The following is a 22253-nucleotide window of genomic DNA, read 5'->3' on the forward strand; positions in this document are numbered from 1 at the left end:
TAGAGAAAATGAACCGAGCAAAGCTTCACGAATCCATAATCAATAATTCTCAAATGACTTTTGCCCGCAGCGGTGGAAACGGCGGTCAGAATGTAAACAAGGTGAACACAAAAGTTCATCTTGTTGTTCCTGTTACATCGCTTGGTGGCCTTACAGATGCAGAAGTTATTCGGCTTCGTTCAAAACTGGCTGCCATCATCAATAAAGAAGACTGTATTTTCCTCGACGTTGATGATGAACGTTATCAGGAACGCAATCGAGAAATTGCACTTTCCCGCCTTGAAAACAGAATTTTGCAGGCTCTTGTTATTCCTAAAAAACGAATAAAAACTAAGCCGACTCGTGCCAGTAAAGAGCGTAAATTAAAGCTCAAGAAAATCCGTAGCGAGATTAAAAAGAAACGGGGAAAGATCTGGTAATCTAATATGAAGATTTTTCATCTTCATACTTGGGAAGTTTGTCTATTTTTTCCTGAATTGGTTTTGTAGGAAAATCATCTTTTTTTAAGCCCATTTTGTAGAAGTTTCCTAATTGATGTTCTAGTCTCAATCGAATCTTCATAATATGCAACTGTGTCTGTACATCATAATGCTAAAGGCTTTTGTCAGTCCAAGTTGCAATTAAAGCATTTTCTTTTCGTTCTTCTTCAATAGATTTAAATCCTTCATCTAGTTTTTGTTCCAGTTCTTCGACGGACGTAACAATGAATCTAGGTTTCTTATAATCCTTTTGCATACTGTCCACAAGTTCTTTTAAGTAAAGCACTTTTTGATCCGGTGTCATATAATGCATTTCCATACTATAACCGATAAAATCATCATCTTTCATTTAGACCTCTTTGTTTTTCAATATTTCAAATAGTTCATTTTCAAAATTTTGAATATTGGGATTAGCACATGATTTCTTTAAGTCGAGAGTTTCATAATAAGTTTGCTTTGAAAAATAGACTTTGTTTTCAATAATCGATTTCAAATCGCTGTTATGCTTCAAATCAAAAAGAAGATTGAAATAATAAATCCAGTCATCCATTACGAGAGGAATCTTGGTGGAAAGTTTTTTATTGGCAATTCTCAGATAGAAAGCAAAAAGTAATTTTTTATCCTCTTCAGTCAGAGAAATAGTCAAACGTGAAAGTTTTTGAAAAAATTGATGTGTAATCAAACTTGCTTTGTCATAATCATACGCTGTTGCAAATAAATCTGTTATTTTTTGTATGAATGAACGTTTAGAGACGGCAATCTCATTATATTCATCTTGAAGTCTTATAAAGTAATCATCATCGAAAATCTGGCCGCAATTTTTAAGCCGTGTTAGAGTTCGCCGATTTCAGCCACACCTAAGTCCAGCGGAAATCGCCAAAATCTAGTTCAAATAAAAAAGCCATTATCAAATCATATAAAACTCTCTAAACTGAATAGTAACCAGAAACTCAGTCAGGGAGGAATATGAAAAATGATAATGACTCTATAGTCAGTTTAGCACAAGCGCTCCAAGATATGAAGACAGAGCAAGGCGAAAGTTTTGACCTTGCGAAAGTCAATCTTGCGGAGCTGGAACGGAGATGCGGAATCAGCCGCGCAAAACTCCGGCGATTAAAATCCAACAATTTCAAGGAAACTCCTCACGCACTTACGGGAAGAAAAGCTTTGAAGACCGTAATGACAGGTTATGAGAAGGTCAAAAGAGTCTCCGCTAGTATCACACCCCTTCAGAATGTTGCATTTCTTGCATTATACATCACCTTTTTCCAAAAAACAACACAGATTGCAACAGTAAATTTCAGTTAAAAATTGCGTTTTGTTTAAAGTTTTTGGTTAGAATTTCGACCTTCAGAGTTTTAACCCGCAGGCCGAAATTTACGCTATTATTACAGTTTTAGATGAGGCCTTAGGGCTGTTGTCCCGAAGATTTTTATACTGAGTATATAAAACTTTACTAGACTTTTACCTTTTTTATATCTGTCTTATAAGCTTTTGCGTTTCCTTGTTTATTCGTTATCAAATAACCCGAACTTACGAGGACATCAAGTATTTTGGTTCTGAAATATGTAGAATCTGATATTCCAAGATAATTTGCTATCTCACTTGCTTTTCGAGGTGCATTACAGCAAAAGGCAAGGATTTTTTCATCATGCTCGGAAACTGGAGGCGCTGGCAAAACATCAATTGCTGGAATGCTGTCATTCTTAATACCTAAAGAATAGGTTAAATCTGGAAGAACGAGTGTAAAATGGTCTGATGATGAGAAAATATATGGTTTATGATTTTCGTCTGCATCTGCATAATCTGAAACAATTTTATCGAATCCGGTTCCGGCAGCTTCCATTACATTGCATTTTACAAAAACTTTACAAATTAATTCATTTCGGCGCATTGAAATAATATTGGAAAGATCATAAGTCTTTGATATTTTTTCTCCCTGATAAAAACTTCCTGGGGAAGAAATTTCCATTCTGTCTTTAAACATATCAATCTGAATCTGTGTCCCCTCAAGAAAATAATCCCTATGAGCCAGGGCATTGATTACTCCTTCAAAAAGTGCACGCTCTGGATATGCATCTAAATCGATTCTTGAATCTGGAAGTTTTACCATTGCATGATTCATACGTAGGTTTACAAATTCCATTATAAAATTTATAGAATCAATAAGATTTCCGCTAAATCTGTTAATTGTTATAATTCTTTCACTACCTTTAGTAAAACCTGCGAAAAGAGAACATTGAATTTGAGTTCTTTCTCCAGAATAATCATCAGAAAAAAGAACAGCACCATTCTTTAATATTTTTTCATTTGTAAAGAATCCCATTGACTGCAATGCTTTGTCAGTTAATTCTTTGCCAGAATTATGTTCACTGTAAAATGAAAGCAACTTTGTAAAGTTTTCCCGCTTATATTCATAACCAGAATCAAGTACATCAAACTGTGTATTGTGGCTTTTTATACTCATTGCGATTATTTCTTCGTAAGTTGCACCATTTGTGAACCCCTCACGACGCATATAAATAGAAGGAACATTCTTAAATTTCAGGATTATCGGTTTTATTGGAGATTCAGAAACATCTATTTTGATTATAAAAAGTTCTTTATCATGAATCTGATAGCTTATAAATGAAAGTTTGTATATTGGACGAGGAAATATGTGTTCATTAATCTGATTATTAAAGAAATTGCGTTCATTATCAGCTTCTTTGCGCGTGAAGCCTATAAGTTTATTTGATTTATCTTCAACTCCAATAAAAAAAGAACCACCTTCTGCATTAGAAAAGCCAGCTATAGTTTTAAGCCATCCTTCTGTATTCTCTCGGTTCAAGCGAGATTTACATTCAATATTTACACTTTCCATTGCTGAGATTTTTATAATATCATCGAGAAGCATGACACCAATCCTCCTGATAAGTTCAAGGTGTTTGAAGTTGACTTTGAACTTACTTCAGAGTCTACTTCAAAGTCACTTCAAAGTCAACTTCAAAGTCAGTGAAGTAATTTCATGTTATTCTACTACCATGACCTTCAAATCAATCGTCTCTCCAGAAAGCCTTCATCCACAGCCAGAAGCCTTCAAGGATGCTGAAATTGCTGAAGAAAGCCCTGCCGCCGTCCTCGGAAAAAATACTCTACCTGAGTTTTCGATGATTAGGTTGACGACCCTCCAAAATTTGACGGTCGTTATACTTAAACTTTTTGCATTATTATATATTGTTTCAAATAATTTTTCTTGAAGCCTATAAAAAATTAGTAAAAAAAGATTCTTTTTTATAAAATTTTATATTTTTTGTTAATCTTTTACATAATTTAAGTATAAATGGATGATACTATGAAAAGATATGAAGTTCAGAAAGATACAGTTGATATGTTCTTGAAGGCCTATTATACTTGGCGTAATGAGCCTGGAGATGACGAACTTGGTGAGCCCTTTGAGAATAAAGAGCTTTTTGATAAACTTAGCAAAATTTTTTCTGTAAAAGTAAAATATACTAAAGGCGGCGCTTTTATAGAATATCCAAACGCTTATGTTAAGTTTCTTAAAATGGACTATTACGATAGAAAGACTTCTTTCAAATATAAGTTTCGTCAGTGGGTATATGATAGAGGTATTTTTAAGAGTGGACAGTATCTTTTTAAGATTCTTGATTTTACAAATTACCCAAAGATGTATCAGAAAATGTGCATTAAGTTTCAGCAAATTGGTCTTCTTGAAGAAGATTACAATTTTATATTTAATAAGGCTAAAGAAAAAAATAATTGGGTTTCAAGCTATCAATATAATCTTGAAACCCTCTATAGAACTATTCTTGGTAGAAATGATATTTTTACTGAAAATACAACAGTATGGTTTTACATTAAAAATATCATAAAATATATTTTCACCGCTTAGGTTGACGACCCTCCAAAATTTGACGGTCGTTATACGAACATATTAAAACTAAAAAAGCTGCCTAGACTAATTCTTTATATTTTTTAATAAAAGAGAAAAATTCTTGCTTAGCAAAGGTATATTGATCTTGATATGGCCAATATACCTTTTTTTTATCTAAATCTTTTATGATATTATTGCAATCTGATAAAATGCTTTTTATTGTTTCTTTCTTATAATAAGATTCTGGACTATTAAGTAGTTTCTTATATTGACCTATTGTTTCATTAAGAGTGCCAGATGTATTTTTAAAAGTATTTTTATTTTCGAGATAGGTAGCCTGATAAAGTTCATTTAATATGAGCTCTAAAGTTAAAAGTGCTTTAGAGTTAAATTTAATCTGATTATTCTTATTAAAAATCATATTATACACCTTACATTATATAATATATAAAAAGTATATAGAAAATATAAAATTATAAAAAAATACTCACTAGCTATATCACGCTCATCTTCAAACCAAAATAGAGTTATGGTTGACGAACCTCCAAAATTTGACGGTCGTTATACATAATAGCTAATTTTGAGAAGTCTTCATAATCTCTCATAGCCTTATAAAAGAGAGTGTCAGCTTCGGTTCTAATATCTTCCATGCTTTCACCGGCAGCATGAATATGTATATGTTTCAAATCGTTGGCAAAAAGTGCCGCATAATATGCTAATTTAGAATATTCCATAAAGAAATTAGTAGAAATAATTACAAATTATATAATTACAAATTTTATATTAAATTTTGTTAATCTTTTATATATTTTCTAAAAAAGCTATATATTATAAATATAAAGGAGACTATTATGGCTAAGACTATAAAGTTTAATAATAGCGCACTTTTTAATCTACAAACTCTTAATGGTTTAATTATGTCTACATGGGGCATGCATTATGATGAGCCAGAAGAAAAAATTGAAGATGCTTTTCAACGTGGCATTATTGATTTTAATCATGTTAAAAATAGATATGATGCAGTTTTTAATATGAAAAATGGTCCCTTCGATTATGATATAAATTATGAAAAAAGTTTATTAAATAAATTAAATGAAGAATTCAAAAAAGTGAGATCTTATAAATTACCATGGTTTATGAAAACTTATACGGACTTTATTGAAGAAAAATTTAATGAACTTATGGTAATATATAAAAATGGCGGATGGAAATAAAAATAAGGGCCTTATTTTAAGGGTGGTTTGCGATTTATGCTGCAAAAGCATTATGAATATTATTCATATCAACAAATTTTAAATTTTTAAGATACCATTCTAAACTTAAATCATCTAATTCTATTTTTTCATGATTACCAATAGATTATAAATCTAAGCCTGGGTATGTTTAATTATAATCAAAAAATCTAATTTCTTCGCCGCCATTAGATAGAAAATATGCTTTTAAAATATTATATTCTTCTTTAGTCATAAAAGAAGCACTAGCTCCAATATATAATCCACCATCGCTACCCCTTAAAAGAGCAGCTTTTCTTAGGCCAGTTAATATATCATAACTACCCTTAAAATTAGGATCATTTTTAGCAGCGTTAGAAGAAATAATTACAAAGTCTTTAGTCATTCTAAACTTTGAACAAAAATCATTTATATTCAAATGACAATTTGGTTTCTTAAAAAAATTAAAAATATTCATAGTTATCACCTACTATTAGGGTTGACGCCCCTCCAAAATTTGACGGTCGTTATACAAAAAATGTAGAAGTGAAGAAAAAAGATACTTTTAAGTATAATATAGAAGGCTTAAAGAAGAAATTACAGGCTTTCTTGAATACGCTTGTTTAGGCTTTCTACTATAGGCGCTTCATCTTTATATTCTTCATCTTGCTGAGTGTAAACTGACCTAATTAAAATATTTCTTTCTTTACCAATTTTTACTGCTTCATCAAATGAAACTTTTTCAAGAGTTGGAAAGCCCCTTTTAAGAATATTAAACTTTTCATCATTCTTTTCCAAAAAGAGCTCGCCATTATCTAATTTATCATATATAACAAAATATTCCATAACTAGCCTCCTTCAGGTTGACGACCCTCCAAAATTGGAGGGTCGTCAACCACACCAATTATTATATAATTGATTTTAAATAGTCTCTAACATTTTTTGCGTTAGGATTATTACTATCATAATCTAACCTACTATTATATTTTTTTGCGATAGTAAGTCCCTCTTTTATAGAAAGCATTGGAAAACAACTAATAGTAACAGTATCTTTTGGCGAAACCATAAGAATAGAATAATTTTCTGGCAAATATTGAAAAATATATTCTTCATTAATCTTTTCTAAATCCATAGCTGGCCTCCTTCATAATTATAATATGTAGAAATGACAGCTAAAGCAAACTCTGTTTCTTAGTACACGGATTCTATCAAATCTTGTCTGCAAATATTTGATATTTCTTTGAGCCGCAGGAACGCCTCTAAAACAAGTTTTAATGATTTTACTCTGGAAAGATGCCTGAGAATACCTTGGGGTAAGAAACGATGTCCAAAAACCAAATGTTAACTCAGAAATAATTCTGTCATGAGTAACTGGCTTTCCTTTTTTCTGAATCTTATGCTTTGCATCATTATTATTCTTCATTGATGTAGAATCAAGTGTCAGAATGTCATACCAGTTATCTGCTCCTGCTACTGTACACAAAATTTTAATTATATCTTTTACCTCTGGTCATTATTCAATATGTTCCACATATCATCATAAGAACTCAGATATTTCCACTGTAAAAATTCAAAGTCATCTTTATTAAGATTTTCTATCAGTTCTGTTCTGATTCCTTTTTCATCATGGATGAACACATACTTGCATATTTTATTTTTTTCCGGGAAATCAAGTATATCATCGTCTGGATAGTAAACAGCCCAATTAAGAAAACCTGCTTTATTAAGAGAAGGTAAATGCAATTTTTTGGCAACATGCCTCTTGTTTATTCTAGGCTTATAACCCAGTTTGTGCAAAATGAAAGCTTCAAAGGTATCTAAATCCTGTTCTTTATAGACACCCTTGAAAAACGGCTTTCTGTTATTTTGATTTCGAGCCTCATAATGATATACTTTGCCGCCTTTTACCCATAAAAAATGTTTTGCGCCATTATTCCACTTCTTGGGCAAATAAATAATCTTCACATTTTTCGGGTCTTTTATCCATGCTTTTAGAGCTTCTACCAAACAATTGCTATAGTTCATTTCCATCCGCCATTTTTGTAGATTACCATAAGTTCATTAAATTTTTCCTCGATAAAGTCGGTATAAGTTTTCATGAACCATGGTAATTTGTATGACCTTACTGTTTTAAACTCTTCATTTAGTTTACTAAGTAATTTTTTTTCATAATCTATATCATAATCAAAAGGGCCATTTTTCATATTAAAAGTTTCGTCATATCTATTTTTAACATGATCAAAATCAACAATGCCCCGTTGAAAAGCATCTTCAATTTTTTCTTCTGACTCATCATAGTGCATGCCCCATGTTGTCCTAATAATGCCATTTAGAGTTTGTAAATTAAACAATGCACAGTTATTAAATTTTATAGTTTTATTCAAAAATACATCTCCTTCATAAGTAATATATGAAGTTTATTTAGAAAGTATAGAAAAGATTAACAAATTTTTTCCCCATTTTTTTACTCTTCTTTTTATACAAATAAAACATTTTTTACATATTATAACTAGCGCAAAGCTTTCGCCAGATAGTTCTTTGACATATACGCTGGGGGTACAAGCACGCTGTAATGGAACGTCGGGCTACAATCGTTTATGCAAAATATCGCGGCAAGTACAAAATATGCATAGAGGTCACTCCCCAGTTTGATGTACGCCAGGCTCTTGGTCCCTCGAACAGCAAGCTTTCTGGCAATGCGCTGGAAGCCTTTATCGAATGGTGCGACAAAAAGGACATCCGGCGCACACATGTTTTTGGGCGGGTACGCGGGGCACCGTAGGTTTTGTTACTTAACTTACTTGCCTCGTGGATTTCTGCAAAAGATTATTTCATCGATTAAACCGTGCTTTTCCTTCCATTCAATTATCATTTCTGTATAATACCGTTGATGAATATATTTTCTGCAGGACGCATCTTTTGTTTGGCAATGACAACACCATTTGTAGAATTTTTCGTCCAGAGCTTTAGAGGACAGATGATCTTTATTATACTTTTTAATATCGTCTATTTTTATTTTATTTTCTGGATTGTTTTTAGGATTTCTTTTGCCCTCTTTGAGAACATAATTACTTTTCAGGCAATCTGATTCTGCAAGTTTCTTGAGCAAAAATTTCCACGCATTAAATAAACCAAGTTTATCGATTTTCCCGTCTGCTATCTTTTGATTCTTAGCAATGTACCTTAATTTGTGTAATTCTTTGTCAAATCTTTCCGAATAGCTTTCTTTAAAAACAAGATGATTTCTAACATATTTGCGTAAGTTTTCCTTTTCCTCTATCGGGTAAATTCCGAGTATCTTAGCATCTCTTTCTCTTCCAGATTTCAAAATCATAACAGGAATATTGTCTGTATATTTTCTGTGATTCCCAAGCTTATATCTTTTAAGAATGTTTTCTTTGTGACTTTCCCAAACCTCTAAAGACCACCTTTCTTGTTGTTTTTTTGCATACTCCTTATGGTAGTTATCCAGAAACTTTCTGCTGACACCAATGATTTTTGCATAGTCTTTTGCATTCATATTTTCATATTATCCTCATTTTGATACACAGTCCACCTTTTTTTTACTTTTTATATATAGCAGTCATAGGAGGTTAATATGGCAAAATTATTGGTTTGTGGTAGTCGTTCAATTACGGACTCTGCTTGGATTTTTTCTCAAATTGAGCAGTACATCTCTGAGAAAAATTTGGAAATGTCATCGCTCGTTATTATCGAAGGAGGGGCAAAGGGTGTTGATTCAGTGGCTGGTAATTGGGCCCAGTCACACGGGGTTACGGTCGAAGTTCATAATGCTGACTGGGCCCGCTATGGCAGGGGGGCCGGCATTCGTCGTAACGAAGAAATGGTTGCTGCGGCCGACTTCGTTTTGGTTCTTTGGGATGGTTCTTCACGCGGTACAAAAAATGACATTGATTTGTGCAGAAGAAACTTTAAGACTTTTAAAGTCGTAAAAAAGTTGTCATAAAAAATCCTTATAACTGCCCTGCCTCATGGGGCAGTCCACCTTTTCGTTACATATTCTTTTTATCGGCAATAGTAAAGAGGCCAAAATGACAAAGTTCCACACAACAAAAATTCTTTCCGCTCAGGAAGAAATCGAGTATGCAAAACTTGCTGCGGCAGGTGATATGGCTGCACGCGAAAAACTGATTGTGTCAAACATTCCGTTTGTTAGATCGCTTGCAAAGTCTTTTCGGGGGTATGGAGTAGGTACTGAGGATTTGGTTGCGGAAGGTATTCTTGGTTTGGTTGAGGCTGTTGATCGATTTGATTATTCAAGGGGCTTTAAGCTTATAACCTATGCGAAGTCGTGGATCTGGCTGTTCATGCAAAAGGCTGTAGATCAGCGTAGAAGAAAAAAATGCCGGCTTGTTTCGCTTGACGCTCCCCTTGATCCTGATGGTGATGAAGAATCTTTTGGATCCGGTCTTGCGGATACAGAAAATCTTTCTGTTGAAGAAGTGTGCGAAAACAATATTGCAACAGAACGGCTTTTGAAGGCTCTTTTTTCTCTTAAAGCAAATGAACGCGAAGTCTTAATCCTTCATCACGGTTTGTTTAACGAAGAAGAACATAGTTTTGAAGCAATCGGGGCAATGAAGGGTAGAACTCGCTCTCGAATGCAGCAGATTGAAAAAAATGCCGTTGAGCACCTTCGTGAAAATCTTGAGCGCTTTGTCGGCTAATAAAAAAATGCAGGCCCATGCGGGCTTGCACACATACACGAGGAGGAAAAATGAACAATACAAATTTCATGCGGGACCTGATGCTTACAGGCTTTGAATTAAGCAAGATTTCGGGTGTTCCAATGCTTTATCTTGGAAATCCTGGAATGGGTAAAACTACAATCGTTAATTTGTGGGCAAAACGAAACGGATATCATGTGGAAAGCCTGATTGGAAGCGCATTTGACCGTAGCGAGATTCTTGGCTACATGGTGAATGACGGAGCGGGTACGAACTACCTTCGAACAAAGGCGCCGGAATGGTTTCATACAATCACTGAGCTTGAAAAAGACGGCCTTCCTTCAGTTCTTTTTATTGATGAAATCGCGGGTGCTCCAAAAGATGTTCAGGCCAGCTTGTACCGCCTGATTTTCGAGCGCACAATCGGAAACGGTCAGAAGCTTCCGGAATCAACAATTATCGCAAGCGCCAGCAACTACAAGGACAATCTTCCGCCGATGTGCGATATAACCTCTCCAAATCTGAACCGCTTTTGTGTGGTGAACTTCGGGCCTCAGTCTTTTGAAGGACTTTATTCCGAGTTTCTTCAGGATGTGGATGAGTTTGAGAAGGATTTACCAGAATTTGAACATCGCAAGCTTACTGATGAAATCAAGGAAAAGACCCTGGCGGCTGTTCGTGGAATTTTTGAAAAAATCAATTCAACTTACAGCATTAAGGACAATACAAAAGGCTCTCTGAATGTTGAAAACAAACGCCTGAACAATGTTTTTTCAGCAGATTATTCAAAAAACGGTGAGGTTTACAATTTTATTTCAGGCAGAACAATCGGCTACTTCAAAAATATTTTCCGGGCAATGTATTCTATCAAGCTTACTAAGCCTGATTATATTGGAAAGTTTCTGGACGGACTTATAGGGCTTGGCTTTAATTCTTTTTCTGATATCCAGGAGCTCAATGCCTTCAGAAAGTTTATTCGCGAGCTTACAAAAGATGCCCTTCAGGAATTAGATGGCAAGAAAAAAGAGAAAAAATCTCTGGCTTACAATCATGAACTCAGCCTTGCTGAAAATATAGAAGCCGTTCTTGCCTTTGAAGATAAGCTTGAAGTTGCAGATCTTTCAAAAGTCTGTATGGAAATCTATTCAGAAATTGAACAGAAGTTTAAGACCGATACAGAAGGTCTTTCAAAAATCCTTTTAAGCAATAAAAACTCTAAGGAAGACCTTATCAGCTTGAGAAAGGATTATGACGCAGTTGAGATTTTTTCATTACTCGCTTCAGAGCATATTCCTAGGTCGAAAAAAGAGTGTGTAAGCTCAAAACTGGATGAAATTATCACAACTTATAAGTTTTATATGAACACCTGTATTCAAACGGAGGCCGCTTAATGAAAATAAATGAAATGGAAGGGATTGTACTTGCAAAGCTTAAAGAAAGCTCCAAATTGTATAACAAGACAAAGCAATATTACAAGCTTGGAATTAATAATAAAAATATATTCCTTATTGAGGATGAGCTTTCTGGGGGCGAACCTTCTGTTAAGCCTATCAGTAGGTACGACCTTTTATGCATATACAAGCTTGAAAACGGTCATGTAAAAACTGTCGCTGCGGATGAATTTTTCGGAAATCTATTCGGATTATATTACTACATAGATTGAAAAATTAATGGGGGAAAATTGATTTATGAAACATGAATATAAGCATTTTTCAGAATTAAAAAAGAAATTGCGGCTTATTGTTTGTACCCATAATAAGCTTCCCAAGGCGGGCTTGGCAAATGAGGCACTTGCTCTGGTCACAAGAAGCGGAAATGCAAACAGCTGTTATAAAATATACACCTCGGAATTTTGTAGCGGAAAATCCTTTTTGATGCATGAAATCGGACATATTGTTTTTCAGCATCTCCGTTATGAAGAAGCCCTAAATCAGCAGATTGAAGCAAAGCTGAGGGGGACATGGAAAAGCTTTTCAAAGTATATTTCGTTTGCAAGAGCTACCGAACTTCGAACAATGAAGAGTCTTATTCATCTCTTAAAAAATTATGCTATGGATATGGAGGTTAACAGCAAGGTTTTTGATGAAGGTGAAAAGCAATTTGTTCTGGAAGAATTGAATCTGGCTGAAAGAAAACGATTATCTTTTATTGTAGATAATAAACTTCCCGGTCGTTCGATTGCAGCAAAAAAGCTTGCCCTGTATTTTTATGCAAGGCAAAGAAACCCAAAAGCCTATCTTATAACTCCTGTTTTTGCAGAAGATTATGGCTTTCCACGGGGGCTTTCCTGGCAGCATTACATAGACTTAATCATTATGAATCCTGACTCTGTTATGCAAAGAATTTGTGAAAGATTACGCAGCGAGCAGAGACAATTATTAGAAAAGGGAAGCAAAATTCCAGGTGAAGTTATTCGAAGGGCTGCTTGTACTTCAGATATGGCTGATGAGCTTTCGGCAGAAGTATTAAGAAAAACGGAAGGAGAAAGTACAGGAATTCAGCCTGGAAAAACAAAAAGCTTTACAATTAACAAGCTTGGCCCGGAAGTAAGCCGTTTTATAACGGATCGCGCGGTTGATAATTTTGAAGATATCAGAACTGATTATCTGTATCTTGCAAATCGAGGAAAGGCTGGCAACATCCTGCGGGGAAAAACAATCGAACATAGTGATTATGTGCAGGGAAATGTTCACGTCATCGTTGATACAAGCGGTTCGGTAAAAGAAGAAAGCCTTGCCCAGCTTCTGGACTTGTTTTCTGAAATAAAAAACAGAGTCGGAGAACAAAGTAAGGTAATTTTCTGGGATACAGATTTAAAAAGAATTGATTCTTTAAGGGAGGGAATAAAGGAAATTCCAAAAGGAGGTGGAACCAAAATTGCCCCCGCAATCAAATACACCGCCAGCCGTTTTTGCAGCGAGAACGACAAGCTTTTTATCATCAGCGACTATTGTGACTATCTGGATAAGTGGCTTACCGAGATAAAAAAGCTTCGTTGTTCCTGCTACGGAATCTGCTGGACAGACAACCGAAAAGAGATATCTTATCTGGATGAAGAAAAGTTTTACGCATTTTGCAAGGAGGTGGAGACATTGTTCGTGGCATTGTAAGGAAATTTGACACCGTAGAGCTTTGTGATATATTTATAAAATTGGAGGAAAAGCTATGTTTGAAAATTTAAAAATCGGTGAAATTGCCAGAACTGTTGTTCGTCAGGTGCTGGAAGCAGGAATTTCTGATGCAGAACTAAATAATCTCAGAAACCCAGACTACTGTAAGCAGTATTTGGGACTAAATGTCCCTATGCTTATTCCGTATGAGGGCAGAAATGTATATCGTTATTATGTAAATCCACTCGTTATAAACGGGCAGCAATTTCTTTTGACAAATGACTGGTATGAGCAGGAAAACAATAATGATCGTCCGTATTTGCTGGCATGGCTTCGTCAGCATGAAATTGCAAATGCAGATTCTAATTCCGCTCGTAAGGTCATAAAGCTTTCCCCTGAAAAAACTGCATCCACAATAAAGGCATTAAAATCCGGAATTTATACAATCAAAATAGCCGGTGATTTGAATGAAGAGACTTTGCTTGATATTGCTGATTCATTGCGGGAAAATGAGAATGTTGGAATAGCACTTGATTTATCAGAAACAAAGCTAAAATATATTCCTGACAATGTTTTTCATGATTGCGAAAACCTTAACGGTATAAAATTCCCAAATACACTTGAAAAAGATTCTTTTGGAGCAACAGATTTTGAAAATTGTACTTCACTCACATGCTTTGTTGTTGCAGACGGAAATACATGGTACACATCCGAAAATGGACTGATTCTTGAGAAAATCAACTTGTCTCCGACCGATAAAACTATAGAAACAAAAAATCTGTATTTATGTCCGTGGGGATGTAAAAAGATTGAAATTCCTTTGGTTTTTGATATAAATGAAAATGCTTTTCTTGGTTGTGAACAGCTTTCCCAGATAAAATTCTCAGGTACTTGCGAAGAATGGAAGGTGCTTACAAAAGATGCCGTATGGTTTGATGATTTTCCTGCAACATCCGTTCAGTGCGAAGACGGTGAGGTTCAATTAGAAAAAAAATCTTCGTCCGTACCAGATGTTCAGGAAGAAAAAGAAGCATATCAAGAACAGCGTGAAGAAATTCCATTTGAGCAGCGGCTTGAATTTTTTTACAGATGGGCAATTGCATCGGATGGTGGAAATGTCGGAATCGGAACTGCCCGAAGCTATAAGACATGGCTTCGTAGTGTCAGAAATGAATTGAATGAAGAGCATGGGGAGCATTGGTTTGACCGCCTGCCTGACGGTTATGCAGAAATCGCCTTTGCTGTCACAGAAAAAGTAAATGCGGCATCTACGACAGCAGAAAAAAAAGGCTGGAACAACAAGCAAAGTGCCTTTAAGAAATTCATAACATATCTTGAGCATGATTATGAAGACTTCCCGGAAGACGAAGAAGAACTTGAGCAAGATGCAGTTGGTACAGATTCAGAATCCCCTGCTGGACAATCCGAACAGGTCAGCTCATATTCAGAAAATGCTCCTGCATCTGGTGATACTTCGGTTATCGAAACTTTGAATAATAACGACCTTATAAGCAAATTCCGCTCCCGCCTTACTTCACAAAGCCGATGGTATCCGAAGTTTGGGCTTGATGGCGGTCGTGGACTTTTATATCCGATTCGGACTATTACAAGAATTTTTGCAAATACGAATTCTAACGGAAATGAGAATCCATGGGAAAGACTCATGAAACAAAATATAAACAACATGGATTTGCTTTTGGATGAGACAGGTGAAAAAAGATGCAAGATTCAGGATGTGAAGCAAATTGAACTGCTCAAAAACGGCGAGTTTACGGTAATACAAAAAAGTGGAATTAAATCCCGTCTTTATACCCGCACGGCCGACGGTAAAATAAGAGTTGAAAACTCTTTTGCTTGGAGTAAAAAGGAAAAAAAATATGTCCTGAAAGGTTGGAGGCAGCTTTCAATAGACCATATAATTCCTCTTGAAAACGATTTGAGAACTAAAGAGAAACAGCTGACAGGGCTTAGAAAAATTACAGAAATATTCTCTGAATATCGTTCATCTTGTCCAGAAAATAAAAAAACTGAATGGCGTGATGAAAAATCTTGGAGCGGTTCATTTTATGAAGCAAAGAAAAATTTGCTGGATGGCTTACGAGATGAGCTTTTTGCAGATTTGAATGCCCTTGATAACAGATATGAAATTATGGATAGCATAGAAAATAGCAAAAAAGGTAAAGAAGCATAACTAAGGAGCGTGAGAATCAATGTTAATTGAAAATGGAATCTTAAAAGCCTATGACGGCGATATGAAGAATGTCGTTATTCCGGAAGGCGTTCGTGTAATTGCAGGCAATGTCGAGGATAGCGACAGAGGCAAACACTTACAAGGTGTAAAAACCGACGGTGTTTTTTATTTCCCCTTCAACGCTTGCGACTCAATAGAAACTGTGATAATGCCAGACAGCGTAGAAGAAATCGGTCCAAAGGCTTTCGAGCATTGCAAAAATCTTCGCAGCGTAAAATTCTCCAAAAATCTCAAAAAAATCGGACTAAGTGCATTTCTAGGCTGCGAAAAGTTTACTGAGATTACGATTCCTGCGTCAGTTACGACAATCGAGCAGTGGGCTTTTGACCTCATTGATATTGCTAACTTCAAATTTGAAGGAACTCTGGAGCAATGGGATAAAGTAGAGCTTAGTGATGAAACTTTCAAAGCTTATCCTGTTGTTAATTGTTCTGACGGCAATATTATTGCGTAAACGGTAATTTAAAACAAAGTGGACTGCTACTGATATGCCGCAATTTCTGGAAATTACCAGAGCGTTAGGCTTTGATATACAGGAAGCATAATAGGAGTTGTATAAATGGCAAACAAGAATGATGTTTTAACAATAAAAGATGGAGTTGTAACAAGTTGTGAAAAGAACGCCGTGAATGTGGAAATCCCTGCGGGCGTGACGAAAATCGACAGGAAGGCATTTTCTGGCTGCGAATCACTTACATCGGTGGTAATCCCTGAGACTGTGACAGAAATCGAAGCTTTGACGTTCGCATTCTGTCCTTCGCTTAAATCGGTAGAGTTTAGAGGCACGAAAGCGCAATGGGATGCCGTGAAGCATAAAGTTAATCTGTTCAGCTTTTCAGCTGCAAAGATTAAGGCTGTGAAGTGTTCTGATAGCGTATGGGAGAAGCCCATTCTTCTGGTGGAAGATGGTAGTGCGGTGTGTCTCGACTCTAGCGTGACAAATGTTGTAATCCCTGAGGGTGTTAAGGAAATCGCTAATGGCGGGTTCTTCGGCTGCAAGAGGATTTCATCAGTAGAATTCGGCGGCACAGTGGCACAATGGGAAGAAATTGAAAAAGGAGAGCATTGGAATGACGGTGTTCCAGCAAAGTTCGTGAAATGTTCTGACGGTGATGTGGCTCTATAGGGACCTCATGATATAACGAATAACGTCGCTAACGCTGGCGCATAAGGAGTAATAAATGGACATTAAAACTATAGAACAAAGGAAAATGAAAAAGAGATTCAGGATATCTTAAATCTTACAATGGATTTTGAATCAGCAAAGTGGGATACAACTAAAGTCATTATTGGTTTGCATTTTGTATAGTTCACATACAAAGCCTATGATTATACCACATGATTTGAATAATATGACATTTATTTTTGGGGGTTGATTTAAATTGATTGTGTGATAAACTGACGCGTGGGTAAAATATTCTCGGATGACAAGCCCATTGCTGTATGCAGTTCTTTCCAACGCACGGCGAGGGGCTTTTTGTTTTTCTTCTGGAAGTTTTATACATTTCGGGAAATTTTTACATATTGTAAAAATAGTAGCCCTCGTGGTGATAACAATTCTGTTGACTTTGAAAAAAAGGATGATGGTTGGCATTTTAATTCAAAAAAATTTGAAGGTAATAAAATAAGTGATGAGGTTTTGTCTAATGAATCAAAAGCTTTGTTCAAAGCTTGCTTAAAAAAGCGTTGAATAAAGCAGATAGTTTGAATGGATTTATAAATCAACTGAAAAACTAGGAGGTAAACTATGGGATTATTAAACGGATGGGGAAAAGCATTAAAGAATGTATTAGCAGAAGATTTTGATTTCCTGTGCAAGCCTAAGGAACTCACACCAGAGGAGCGGGCTAATTTAAATAGAATTTTGGCTGATTGTGAAGAAAAAGAAATGCGGGAGAATTTAGGAATTAATAATAAACCTATTTCCCAAAACTCAGTAGCTTCAAAAGTTGTACCGCAGCAACCTGCTTGCTGCCCAAAATGTAAAGCTCCTTTAAAAACAAATGCTAATTTTTGTGAAAATTGTGGCACAAGAATCTGAAGAGGTAACTTTTAGTGAATTTTTGCAGAATTTGCATAAATTGTAGGACAAAACTTGACCCCTGGGCAAAATTCTGTCCCGAATGTGGAAAAGAAGTTTTTACCATAAAAAAGTGTTCAAAATGCGGTACGGATATTAAAGAGGGGGCAAGATTCTGTCCCGTATGTGGTAATGTTGTGGCCCAAATAATGAAATGCGCAAATTGTGGTTCTGAAATGGACAAGTGGGCAAACTTCTGCCCTGAATGTGGTTCAAAACAGGAATATGTTGCAGGTATATACAGAATCCGCGGTTTTGATTTGGGAGAAGTCCAGTATCAGGTCTTTTTAAAATATTCTAAGGACTCATGGGGAACTCAGAAAAATATGGACAAGGCCCTTGAATGGCTTAGAAAATCTGCAGAACACAAAAACACTGATGCAGAGCGAACATTAGGTGAATTTTACTTAAATGGAACAATCGTTAAGAGAGATGAAAAACTTGCTCTAGAGTGGCTTAAAAAAGCCAGCGAGAAAGGGGATAAAATAGCAAAACAAACTATTGATGATTTTGAGCAAGAAAAGAATGCTTTACAGAAGATGCTCGATGAAGAAGCTGTTTCCCATGATGCAAAACTACAGCGTGAAATTGCAAGAAAGTATTTGCACAACAAAGAACCTGAAAAAGCCGTACTATGGTATAGAAAATCTGCGGATCAAGGTTATGCGGATGCTCAAAATGCACTTGCTTTTAGATATTTTGAAGGCGAAGGCGTAGCGAAAAATCTTGCAGAAGCTGTAAAATGGTGGCAAAAGGCTGCGGAACAGGGCAATGCGACTTCACAATGTTATCTTGCTAATAGATATTATTGTGGTGAAGGTATAGAAAAGAACCTTGAAGAATCTACAAAATGGTGGCTGAAAGCTGCGGAACAAGGTAATTCCGAAGCACAGCGTTGTCTTGGAAATAACTATTCAAACGGCGAAGGTGTAGAGAAAAATCCTGTAGAAGCTGCAAAATGGTGGTTAAAAGCCGCTGAACAGGGGGATGCCTCTGCTCAATGTAATATTGGCTGGGCTTACAATAATGGCGAAGGTGTTCAAAAAGACATGAATGCAGCCGTTCAGTGGTACACAAAGGCCGCCTCAAACGGAAATGAAACTGCAAAGAAGAATCTTCAGAATATGGAATATGTCATACTGGAAAACCCTCATGTGGAAAATTATAATGTTCATTTGAATTTAACTCCTAAAGACGCAAAATGGTTTATTGATATAAAGACAGGCTATATGAGGAATTGTATTGCAACAAAAATAAACTTACCTACACCAGGTAATCTGCCTTTTTATGAAATTACCCGCTTTATAGAATTTGATTTAGCTATTGATGTATTTGGAAGTAAAAAAAAGAACAGCTTTATTAAATCAATGCAAGTTAGATTGTTTTCAGAGAATGGAAAAAAGCTTTCCCTTGATTATATGGATTGGGGTGATCCATATTGTGATATTAATATTGATTATGTTCAAGGAAAAATCTATAAGGATGTTCATATTCCAGTCCGCTTTATTATTTGTTTTCTTGGTTGCGAGCCAAAAGAAACATCAACAGGAGATAGTTTTGCACACTGGAATGAATGGTATATGATGGAAGAGTATCCGCTTCCAGCCGGTAAATATTATCTTGAAATATACTTTGGAGGCAAAACTGTCCGAACGCAGTTATTCTATTTTGATTGTCCAGAACTTGAAGAGAAGTATTATAAAGATGATATGTATACCATGGTAAAATCAAATAAATCTAGTTCAGAGCTTATAGCCTGGGCACAAGAGCAAAATGCCAAATGGACTAAAAAACAGGAAGCATCCGCCCGCAGAAAGGCTCAACTTGCAAGATGGGAGGCAGAAGAAGCAACAAAACCCGAGGTTATTCGTTGGTATCAGTGTAGTAAATGTTACTTAACTGTCAAAAAAGCAGGCGATTTTCCATCTCCATTCAATTGTACAGGTGATAAATTTTGTTCTACAGCACAGCATTCTTGGCACATATTAGGGCATTTTGGTAATAAGCCATATCAATGTAAGTATTGTGGATTAACAATTTATGTTGATGAATATCCTAGCAGTGGCGACATTCCCGAATGTTGCCCCAGTGGACCTACAAAAAGACATCAGTTTCATGCACTTTAGCCGTAAGAGTTTAGCATTATTCTTTTCGCTATTTTCTTTCTCCCTCTTTGCAGCTGACATAAGCACTGACTTTCCAAAATCAGACTACATTGCGCAGGAATGTTTTGGAAAGTCGGCAAAGGAAGCAAAATCCAACGCAATAACTGCCCTTTCTGCTTACTTTAATACGGAAATTCATACAGAAACACATGCAGAGTCCACATTTTCTGGGCAGAATGGCAAAACGCAGTCAAAAAAATCCCTTGAAACAAAGTCTCATATCACTTCTGATGTTGTCTTAAAGGCGTTACAGACTACAAAGCCTGAAAAACGGGGAAAAACTGAATGGAAATGCATTGCCTATATCAACCGCAAGGATGCATGGAATCTTTGCGAGCCGGAACTTCGTAAAAAATGCGAGTCCTTTTATAGTCTTTATAAAAAGGCAGATAGTGAAATAGAGCCGATTTATCGTCTGAAAACTTTTTCTATGGCAGAGAAAGCGGCTGCTGATTTTTCGAAAAGCTTCTTATACACCTCTTTATTTTCTAAAGAGCTTACGGACAAGGTATTTGGGGAAGCCTTTAATCTGGTTGGGAGCCTTTCTTTAAAAATAGAAAGTGCAAGGCAAAACTGTACTGTTCAACTGTCTTTTACTGGCAGCGAACCGCCTCACATAAAAAACAGTGTGATTTCTTCTCTTTCGGACTGCGGCTTTAAGGCTGGCTCACAGGTTGCCTTTTATACAGCAATTATAACTATTGATTATGGTCTTTTGGATTTGAGCGGCGTCACGGTTTCTAATCCTCTTTTGACAATTGAGCTTTTGGGAAAATCAGGCACAATCTACAGTTTTTCTGCTTCTGGCGAGCGGGTTTCTGGAATTGATTCAAAACTAACCAAAACAAAGGCAGAAGAGGAACTTGTCTCTTTGATAAATCAAAAATTAACTGCTGACATTAAAAAATCACTTGAAATATAAAAATAAATTACAGGCTATAAAGGGGGCTTTTTTTGAAAAAGAAATTATTACTGCTGCTTCTTTCTCTGAATTTATGTGCATTTATCGCTGCAAAAAAGCCTGTGCCAAAAATCACAGTCGCTCCGGTCAGCTTTCTGAACGCTGGTGCGGAAGACGGTTGGATTCCGATTTTTGTTCAGGCTCAGCTCACAAGCGACATTCAGAATTTTTCTGATTTCACGGTGATTGACCGCATGGCGGCAGACGCAATTATGGGTGAGCAGAAACGGGCTGAACAGAAAGCCTATCTTAACAACACAAAAGCTGATTTTGAATACGCTTCTCTTGTGAATGCAGATTATGTAGTTGTGACAAATCTTGTAAAAAAGGGAAACAGCTATTCATTTACCTGTACCGCACATGATGTAAAAAAGGCAACTGTAATCGGAAAGAGCCATAGCGCAGCTTCGGTTAGCGAAAGTGCATTGAGAAACGGCTCTGCTATTCATTCTGCAAGCTATGAGATTTTGCGTGGACTTGGAATAAAAGAAAAAAAACTTGCAGCACTAAAGCAATCTGGTGCAGAAAGTCAAACTTCTGAAGTTGAATCAAACTATTACACGGCAAAGGGTATTATTCAGGAAGAAAAAGATGACGGCAATTTTATTGCAGTTTTGAACTATTACAAAAAAGCGATAGAAGCATGCAATAGAAATACAGAAGCAAGTTCCCGCTTAAAAAGTTATGGTGAATGGCTTTACGGCTCAAACCTCGGGTCAACCGCCCAGGCAGACATCCAAAAGCGAAAACGGTGGCAGGCAATCTGGCAAACCGTAAGACAGTACAATCTGGAAAACTGGGCCTACACCGTCTATAATCCTGCAGACCTTAAAATTCACAGCATAGACTACAACCGTGGTACGGCAGATTATATACTTCCTGTCAAATATAAAATCAACCCAGATTGCGTTCGCCTTTATAACGAAGTGCTTTCGGCTTATAACTCAACCACAAAACTTGGCGACTGGGGGCTTGATACTAGCTTCTGGCGTGAACTCACAAAAGCTGAGGTGAGAACGCTGATTGACAGCGGCTATTATGATTCTGAATGTCGTTTCTACTCCACCACCCCAGGTTACGGAGACCCTTCGCAGGTAAAGGCCTTCAGGGAAGAACTATTTCAGGAAATTACCTTTTTTGGCAGGCGGCCTTATCCCCGCTTGGATTCAGCCCTTACACTGACCGCAGCCTTGCAGGACAAAAACGGCCGTTCTATTGCCAGCGACACAATCAGAACAATCCACGGCGAGGGCGACATTGCTTTACAAAACGTTTTTTCTCACTACATTGATTATGACATCAAAAGTGATTTTAAAACTGCAAATTTTGTCTTTAAAAACATAGCTGTAAGCAAAATGGACGGCGATTTTAAAATCATCATAAAATCAAACTGATTTTTATACACAAACGGCTCTGCGTTACATAATATAA

At 36.2% G+C, this 22253-nt stretch carries 29 protein-coding genes and 1 pseudogene; 19 read left to right on the forward strand and 11 right to left on the reverse strand.

Annotated elements, in window-relative coordinates:
• Positions 1-8: 8 nt before the first annotated feature.
• On the forward strand, positions 9-419 hold the full coding sequence (arfB, locus tag HNP76_RS11155; RefSeq protein ID WP_246462685.1) for an alternative ribosome rescue aminoacyl-tRNA hydrolase ArfB: 411 nt from the start codon (positions 9-11) through the stop codon (positions 417-419).
• A gap of 172 nt (positions 420-591) precedes the next feature.
• Here arfB and HNP76_RS11160 read toward each other — a convergent pair whose 3' ends face one another.
• Both HNP76_RS11160 and rhuM read right to left on the reverse strand, forming a co-directional pair.
• Positions 592-828 (reverse strand): hypothetical protein, encoded by a 237-nt coding sequence (locus tag HNP76_RS11160; protein WP_184660515.1) that lies wholly within the window; start codon positions 826-828, stop codon positions 592-594.
• Positions 829-1296 (reverse strand): annotated as a pseudogene (rhuM, locus tag HNP76_RS11165) (RhuM family protein); the annotation flags it as partial. It lies immediately after the preceding gene.
• Positions 1297-1445: 149 nt separating this feature from the next.
• Between rhuM and HNP76_RS11170 the strand changes: the two are divergent.
• The gene (locus HNP76_RS11170; RefSeq protein ID WP_184660517.1) at positions 1446-1787 is read left to right on the forward strand and encodes a hypothetical protein; all 342 of its coding nucleotides are present in this window, start codon (positions 1446-1448) and stop codon (positions 1785-1787) included.
• A gap of 148 nt (positions 1788-1935) precedes the next feature.
• On the opposite strand, the gene HNP76_RS11175 is transcribed toward HNP76_RS11170, so the two are convergent.
• Positions 1936-3375, reverse strand: a complete 1440-nt coding sequence (locus tag HNP76_RS11175) for an ATP-binding protein (RefSeq protein ID WP_184660519.1) — start codon at positions 3373-3375, stop codon at positions 1936-1938.
• Positions 3376-3502: 127 nt separating this feature from the next.
• Between HNP76_RS11175 and HNP76_RS11180 the strand changes: the two genes are divergently transcribed.
• Both HNP76_RS11180 and HNP76_RS11185 read left to right on the forward strand, forming a co-directional pair.
• A complete protein-coding gene (locus HNP76_RS11180; protein WP_184660521.1) occupies positions 3503-3718 on the forward strand; it encodes a hypothetical protein in 216 nt (71 codons plus the stop codon).
• Between the two features lie 95 nt (positions 3719-3813).
• Complete coding sequence (locus HNP76_RS11185) at positions 3814-4374, forward strand: hypothetical protein (RefSeq protein ID WP_184660523.1); 561 nt, start codon at positions 3814-3816, stop codon at positions 4372-4374.
• A 61-nt stretch (positions 4375-4435) separates the two neighbouring features.
• Here the strand turns inward: HNP76_RS11185 and HNP76_RS11190 are convergent, their stop codons facing one another.
• Both HNP76_RS11190 and HNP76_RS11195 read right to left on the reverse strand, forming a co-directional pair.
• Complete coding sequence (locus tag HNP76_RS11190) at positions 4436-4777, reverse strand: hypothetical protein (RefSeq protein ID WP_184660525.1); 342 nt, start codon at positions 4775-4777, stop codon at positions 4436-4438.
• A 106-nt stretch (positions 4778-4883) separates the two neighbouring features.
• A complete protein-coding gene (locus tag HNP76_RS11195) occupies positions 4884-5090 on the reverse strand; it encodes a hypothetical protein (protein ID WP_184660527.1) in 207 nt (68 codons plus the stop codon).
• A gap of 117 nt (positions 5091-5207) precedes the next feature.
• Here HNP76_RS11195 and HNP76_RS11200 point away from each other — a divergent pair, with 117 nt between their 5' ends.
• Positions 5208-5570 (forward strand): hypothetical protein, encoded by a 363-nt coding sequence (locus tag HNP76_RS11200; protein ID WP_184660530.1) that lies wholly within the window; start codon positions 5208-5210, stop codon positions 5568-5570.
• A 169-nt stretch (positions 5571-5739) separates the two neighbouring features.
• Here HNP76_RS11200 and HNP76_RS11205 read toward each other — a convergent pair whose 3' ends face one another.
• The 5 genes from HNP76_RS11205 to HNP76_RS11225 form a co-directional block, all read right to left on the reverse strand.
• Positions 5740-6045 (reverse strand): hypothetical protein, encoded by a 306-nt coding sequence (locus HNP76_RS11205; protein ID WP_184660532.1) that lies wholly within the window; start codon positions 6043-6045, stop codon positions 5740-5742.
• A gap of 119 nt (positions 6046-6164) precedes the next feature.
• The gene (locus HNP76_RS11210) at positions 6165-6413 is read right to left on the reverse strand and encodes a hypothetical protein (protein ID WP_184660534.1); all 249 of its coding nucleotides are present in this window, start codon (positions 6411-6413) and stop codon (positions 6165-6167) included.
• A gap of 61 nt (positions 6414-6474) precedes the next feature.
• Positions 6475-6699: a hypothetical protein gene (locus HNP76_RS11215; protein ID WP_184660536.1), complete on the reverse strand. Its 225-nt coding sequence runs from the start codon at positions 6697-6699 to the stop codon at positions 6475-6477.
• A 368-nt stretch (positions 6700-7067) separates the two neighbouring features.
• Complete coding sequence (locus HNP76_RS11220; protein WP_184660537.1) at positions 7068-7592, reverse strand: hypothetical protein; 525 nt, start codon at positions 7590-7592, stop codon at positions 7068-7070.
• Positions 7589-7951, reverse strand: a complete 363-nt coding sequence (locus HNP76_RS11225) for a hypothetical protein (RefSeq protein ID WP_184660539.1) — start codon at positions 7949-7951, stop codon at positions 7589-7591. The genes HNP76_RS11220 and HNP76_RS11225 overlap by 4 nt, the downstream gene beginning before the upstream one ends.
• Before the next feature lie 188 nt (positions 7952-8139).
• On the opposite strand from HNP76_RS11225, the gene HNP76_RS11230 reads away from it, so the two are divergent.
• On the forward strand, positions 8140-8349 hold the full coding sequence (locus HNP76_RS11230) for a hypothetical protein (RefSeq protein WP_184660541.1): 210 nt from the start codon (positions 8140-8142) through the stop codon (positions 8347-8349).
• A 15-nt stretch (positions 8350-8364) separates the two neighbouring features.
• On the opposite strand, the gene HNP76_RS11235 is transcribed toward HNP76_RS11230, so the two are convergent.
• On the reverse strand, positions 8365-9087 hold the full coding sequence (locus tag HNP76_RS11235) for a hypothetical protein (RefSeq protein WP_184660543.1): 723 nt from the start codon (positions 9085-9087) through the stop codon (positions 8365-8367).
• Between the two features lie 78 nt (positions 9088-9165).
• On the opposite strand from HNP76_RS11235, the gene HNP76_RS11240 reads away from it, so the two are divergent.
• The 13 genes from HNP76_RS11240 (at position 9166) to HNP76_RS11300 (ending at position 22216) form a co-directional block, all read left to right on the forward strand.
• Complete coding sequence (locus tag HNP76_RS11240; RefSeq protein ID WP_184660545.1) at positions 9166-9534, forward strand: DUF2493 domain-containing protein; 369 nt, start codon at positions 9166-9168, stop codon at positions 9532-9534.
• Between the two features lie 85 nt (positions 9535-9619).
• Complete coding sequence (locus HNP76_RS11245) at positions 9620-10255, forward strand: sigma-70 family RNA polymerase sigma factor (RefSeq protein ID WP_184660547.1); 636 nt, start codon at positions 9620-9622, stop codon at positions 10253-10255.
• Between the two features lie 50 nt (positions 10256-10305).
• Positions 10306-11646 carry an AAA family ATPase gene (locus tag HNP76_RS11250; RefSeq protein WP_184660549.1) on the forward strand — a complete coding sequence of 447 codons (1341 nt, stop codon included), beginning with the start codon at positions 10306-10308 and terminating at the stop codon, positions 11644-11646.
• Positions 11646-11918, forward strand: coding sequence for a hypothetical protein (locus HNP76_RS11255; protein WP_184660551.1), 273 nt, complete (start codon positions 11646-11648; stop codon positions 11916-11918). The genes HNP76_RS11250 and HNP76_RS11255 overlap by 1 nt, the downstream gene beginning before the upstream one ends.
• A gap of 25 nt (positions 11919-11943) precedes the next feature.
• A complete protein-coding gene (locus HNP76_RS11260) occupies positions 11944-13365 on the forward strand; it encodes a vWA domain-containing protein (protein ID WP_184660553.1) in 1422 nt (473 codons plus the stop codon).
• 55 nt (positions 13366-13420) lie between these two features.
• A complete protein-coding gene (locus HNP76_RS11265) occupies positions 13421-15556 on the forward strand; it encodes a leucine-rich repeat protein (protein ID WP_184660555.1) in 2136 nt (711 codons plus the stop codon).
• Positions 15557-15575: 19 nt separating this feature from the next.
• On the forward strand, positions 15576-16070 hold the full coding sequence (locus HNP76_RS11270) for a leucine-rich repeat domain-containing protein (protein WP_184660557.1): 495 nt from the start codon (positions 15576-15578) through the stop codon (positions 16068-16070).
• A gap of 105 nt (positions 16071-16175) precedes the next feature.
• On the forward strand, positions 16176-16742 hold the full coding sequence (locus HNP76_RS11275; protein WP_184660560.1) for a leucine-rich repeat domain-containing protein: 567 nt from the start codon (positions 16176-16178) through the stop codon (positions 16740-16742).
• Between the two features lie 279 nt (positions 16743-17021).
• A complete protein-coding gene (locus HNP76_RS11280) occupies positions 17022-17306 on the forward strand; it encodes a hypothetical protein (RefSeq protein WP_184660562.1) in 285 nt (94 codons plus the stop codon).
• Between the two features lie 57 nt (positions 17307-17363).
• Complete coding sequence (locus tag HNP76_RS11285; RefSeq protein ID WP_184660564.1) at positions 17364-17657, forward strand: zinc ribbon domain-containing protein; 294 nt, start codon at positions 17364-17366, stop codon at positions 17655-17657.
• A gap of 14 nt (positions 17658-17671) precedes the next feature.
• The gene (locus HNP76_RS11290) at positions 17672-19822 is read left to right on the forward strand and encodes a double zinc ribbon domain-containing protein (RefSeq protein ID WP_184660567.1); all 2151 of its coding nucleotides are present in this window, start codon (positions 17672-17674) and stop codon (positions 19820-19822) included.
• The gene (locus HNP76_RS11295; RefSeq protein WP_184660569.1) at positions 19812-20783 is read left to right on the forward strand and encodes a hypothetical protein; all 972 of its coding nucleotides are present in this window, start codon (positions 19812-19814) and stop codon (positions 20781-20783) included. Before HNP76_RS11290 ends, HNP76_RS11295 begins: the two co-directional genes overlap by 11 nt.
• A 32-nt stretch (positions 20784-20815) precedes the next feature.
• A complete protein-coding gene (locus HNP76_RS11300; RefSeq protein ID WP_184660571.1) occupies positions 20816-22216 on the forward strand; it encodes a hypothetical protein in 1401 nt (466 codons plus the stop codon).
• Positions 22217-22253 lie beyond the last annotated feature (37 nt).

It is taken from the genome of Treponema ruminis, assembly GCF_014201975.1.
Lineage (GTDB): Bacteria > Spirochaetota > Spirochaetia > Treponematales > Treponemataceae > Treponema_D > Treponema_D ruminis.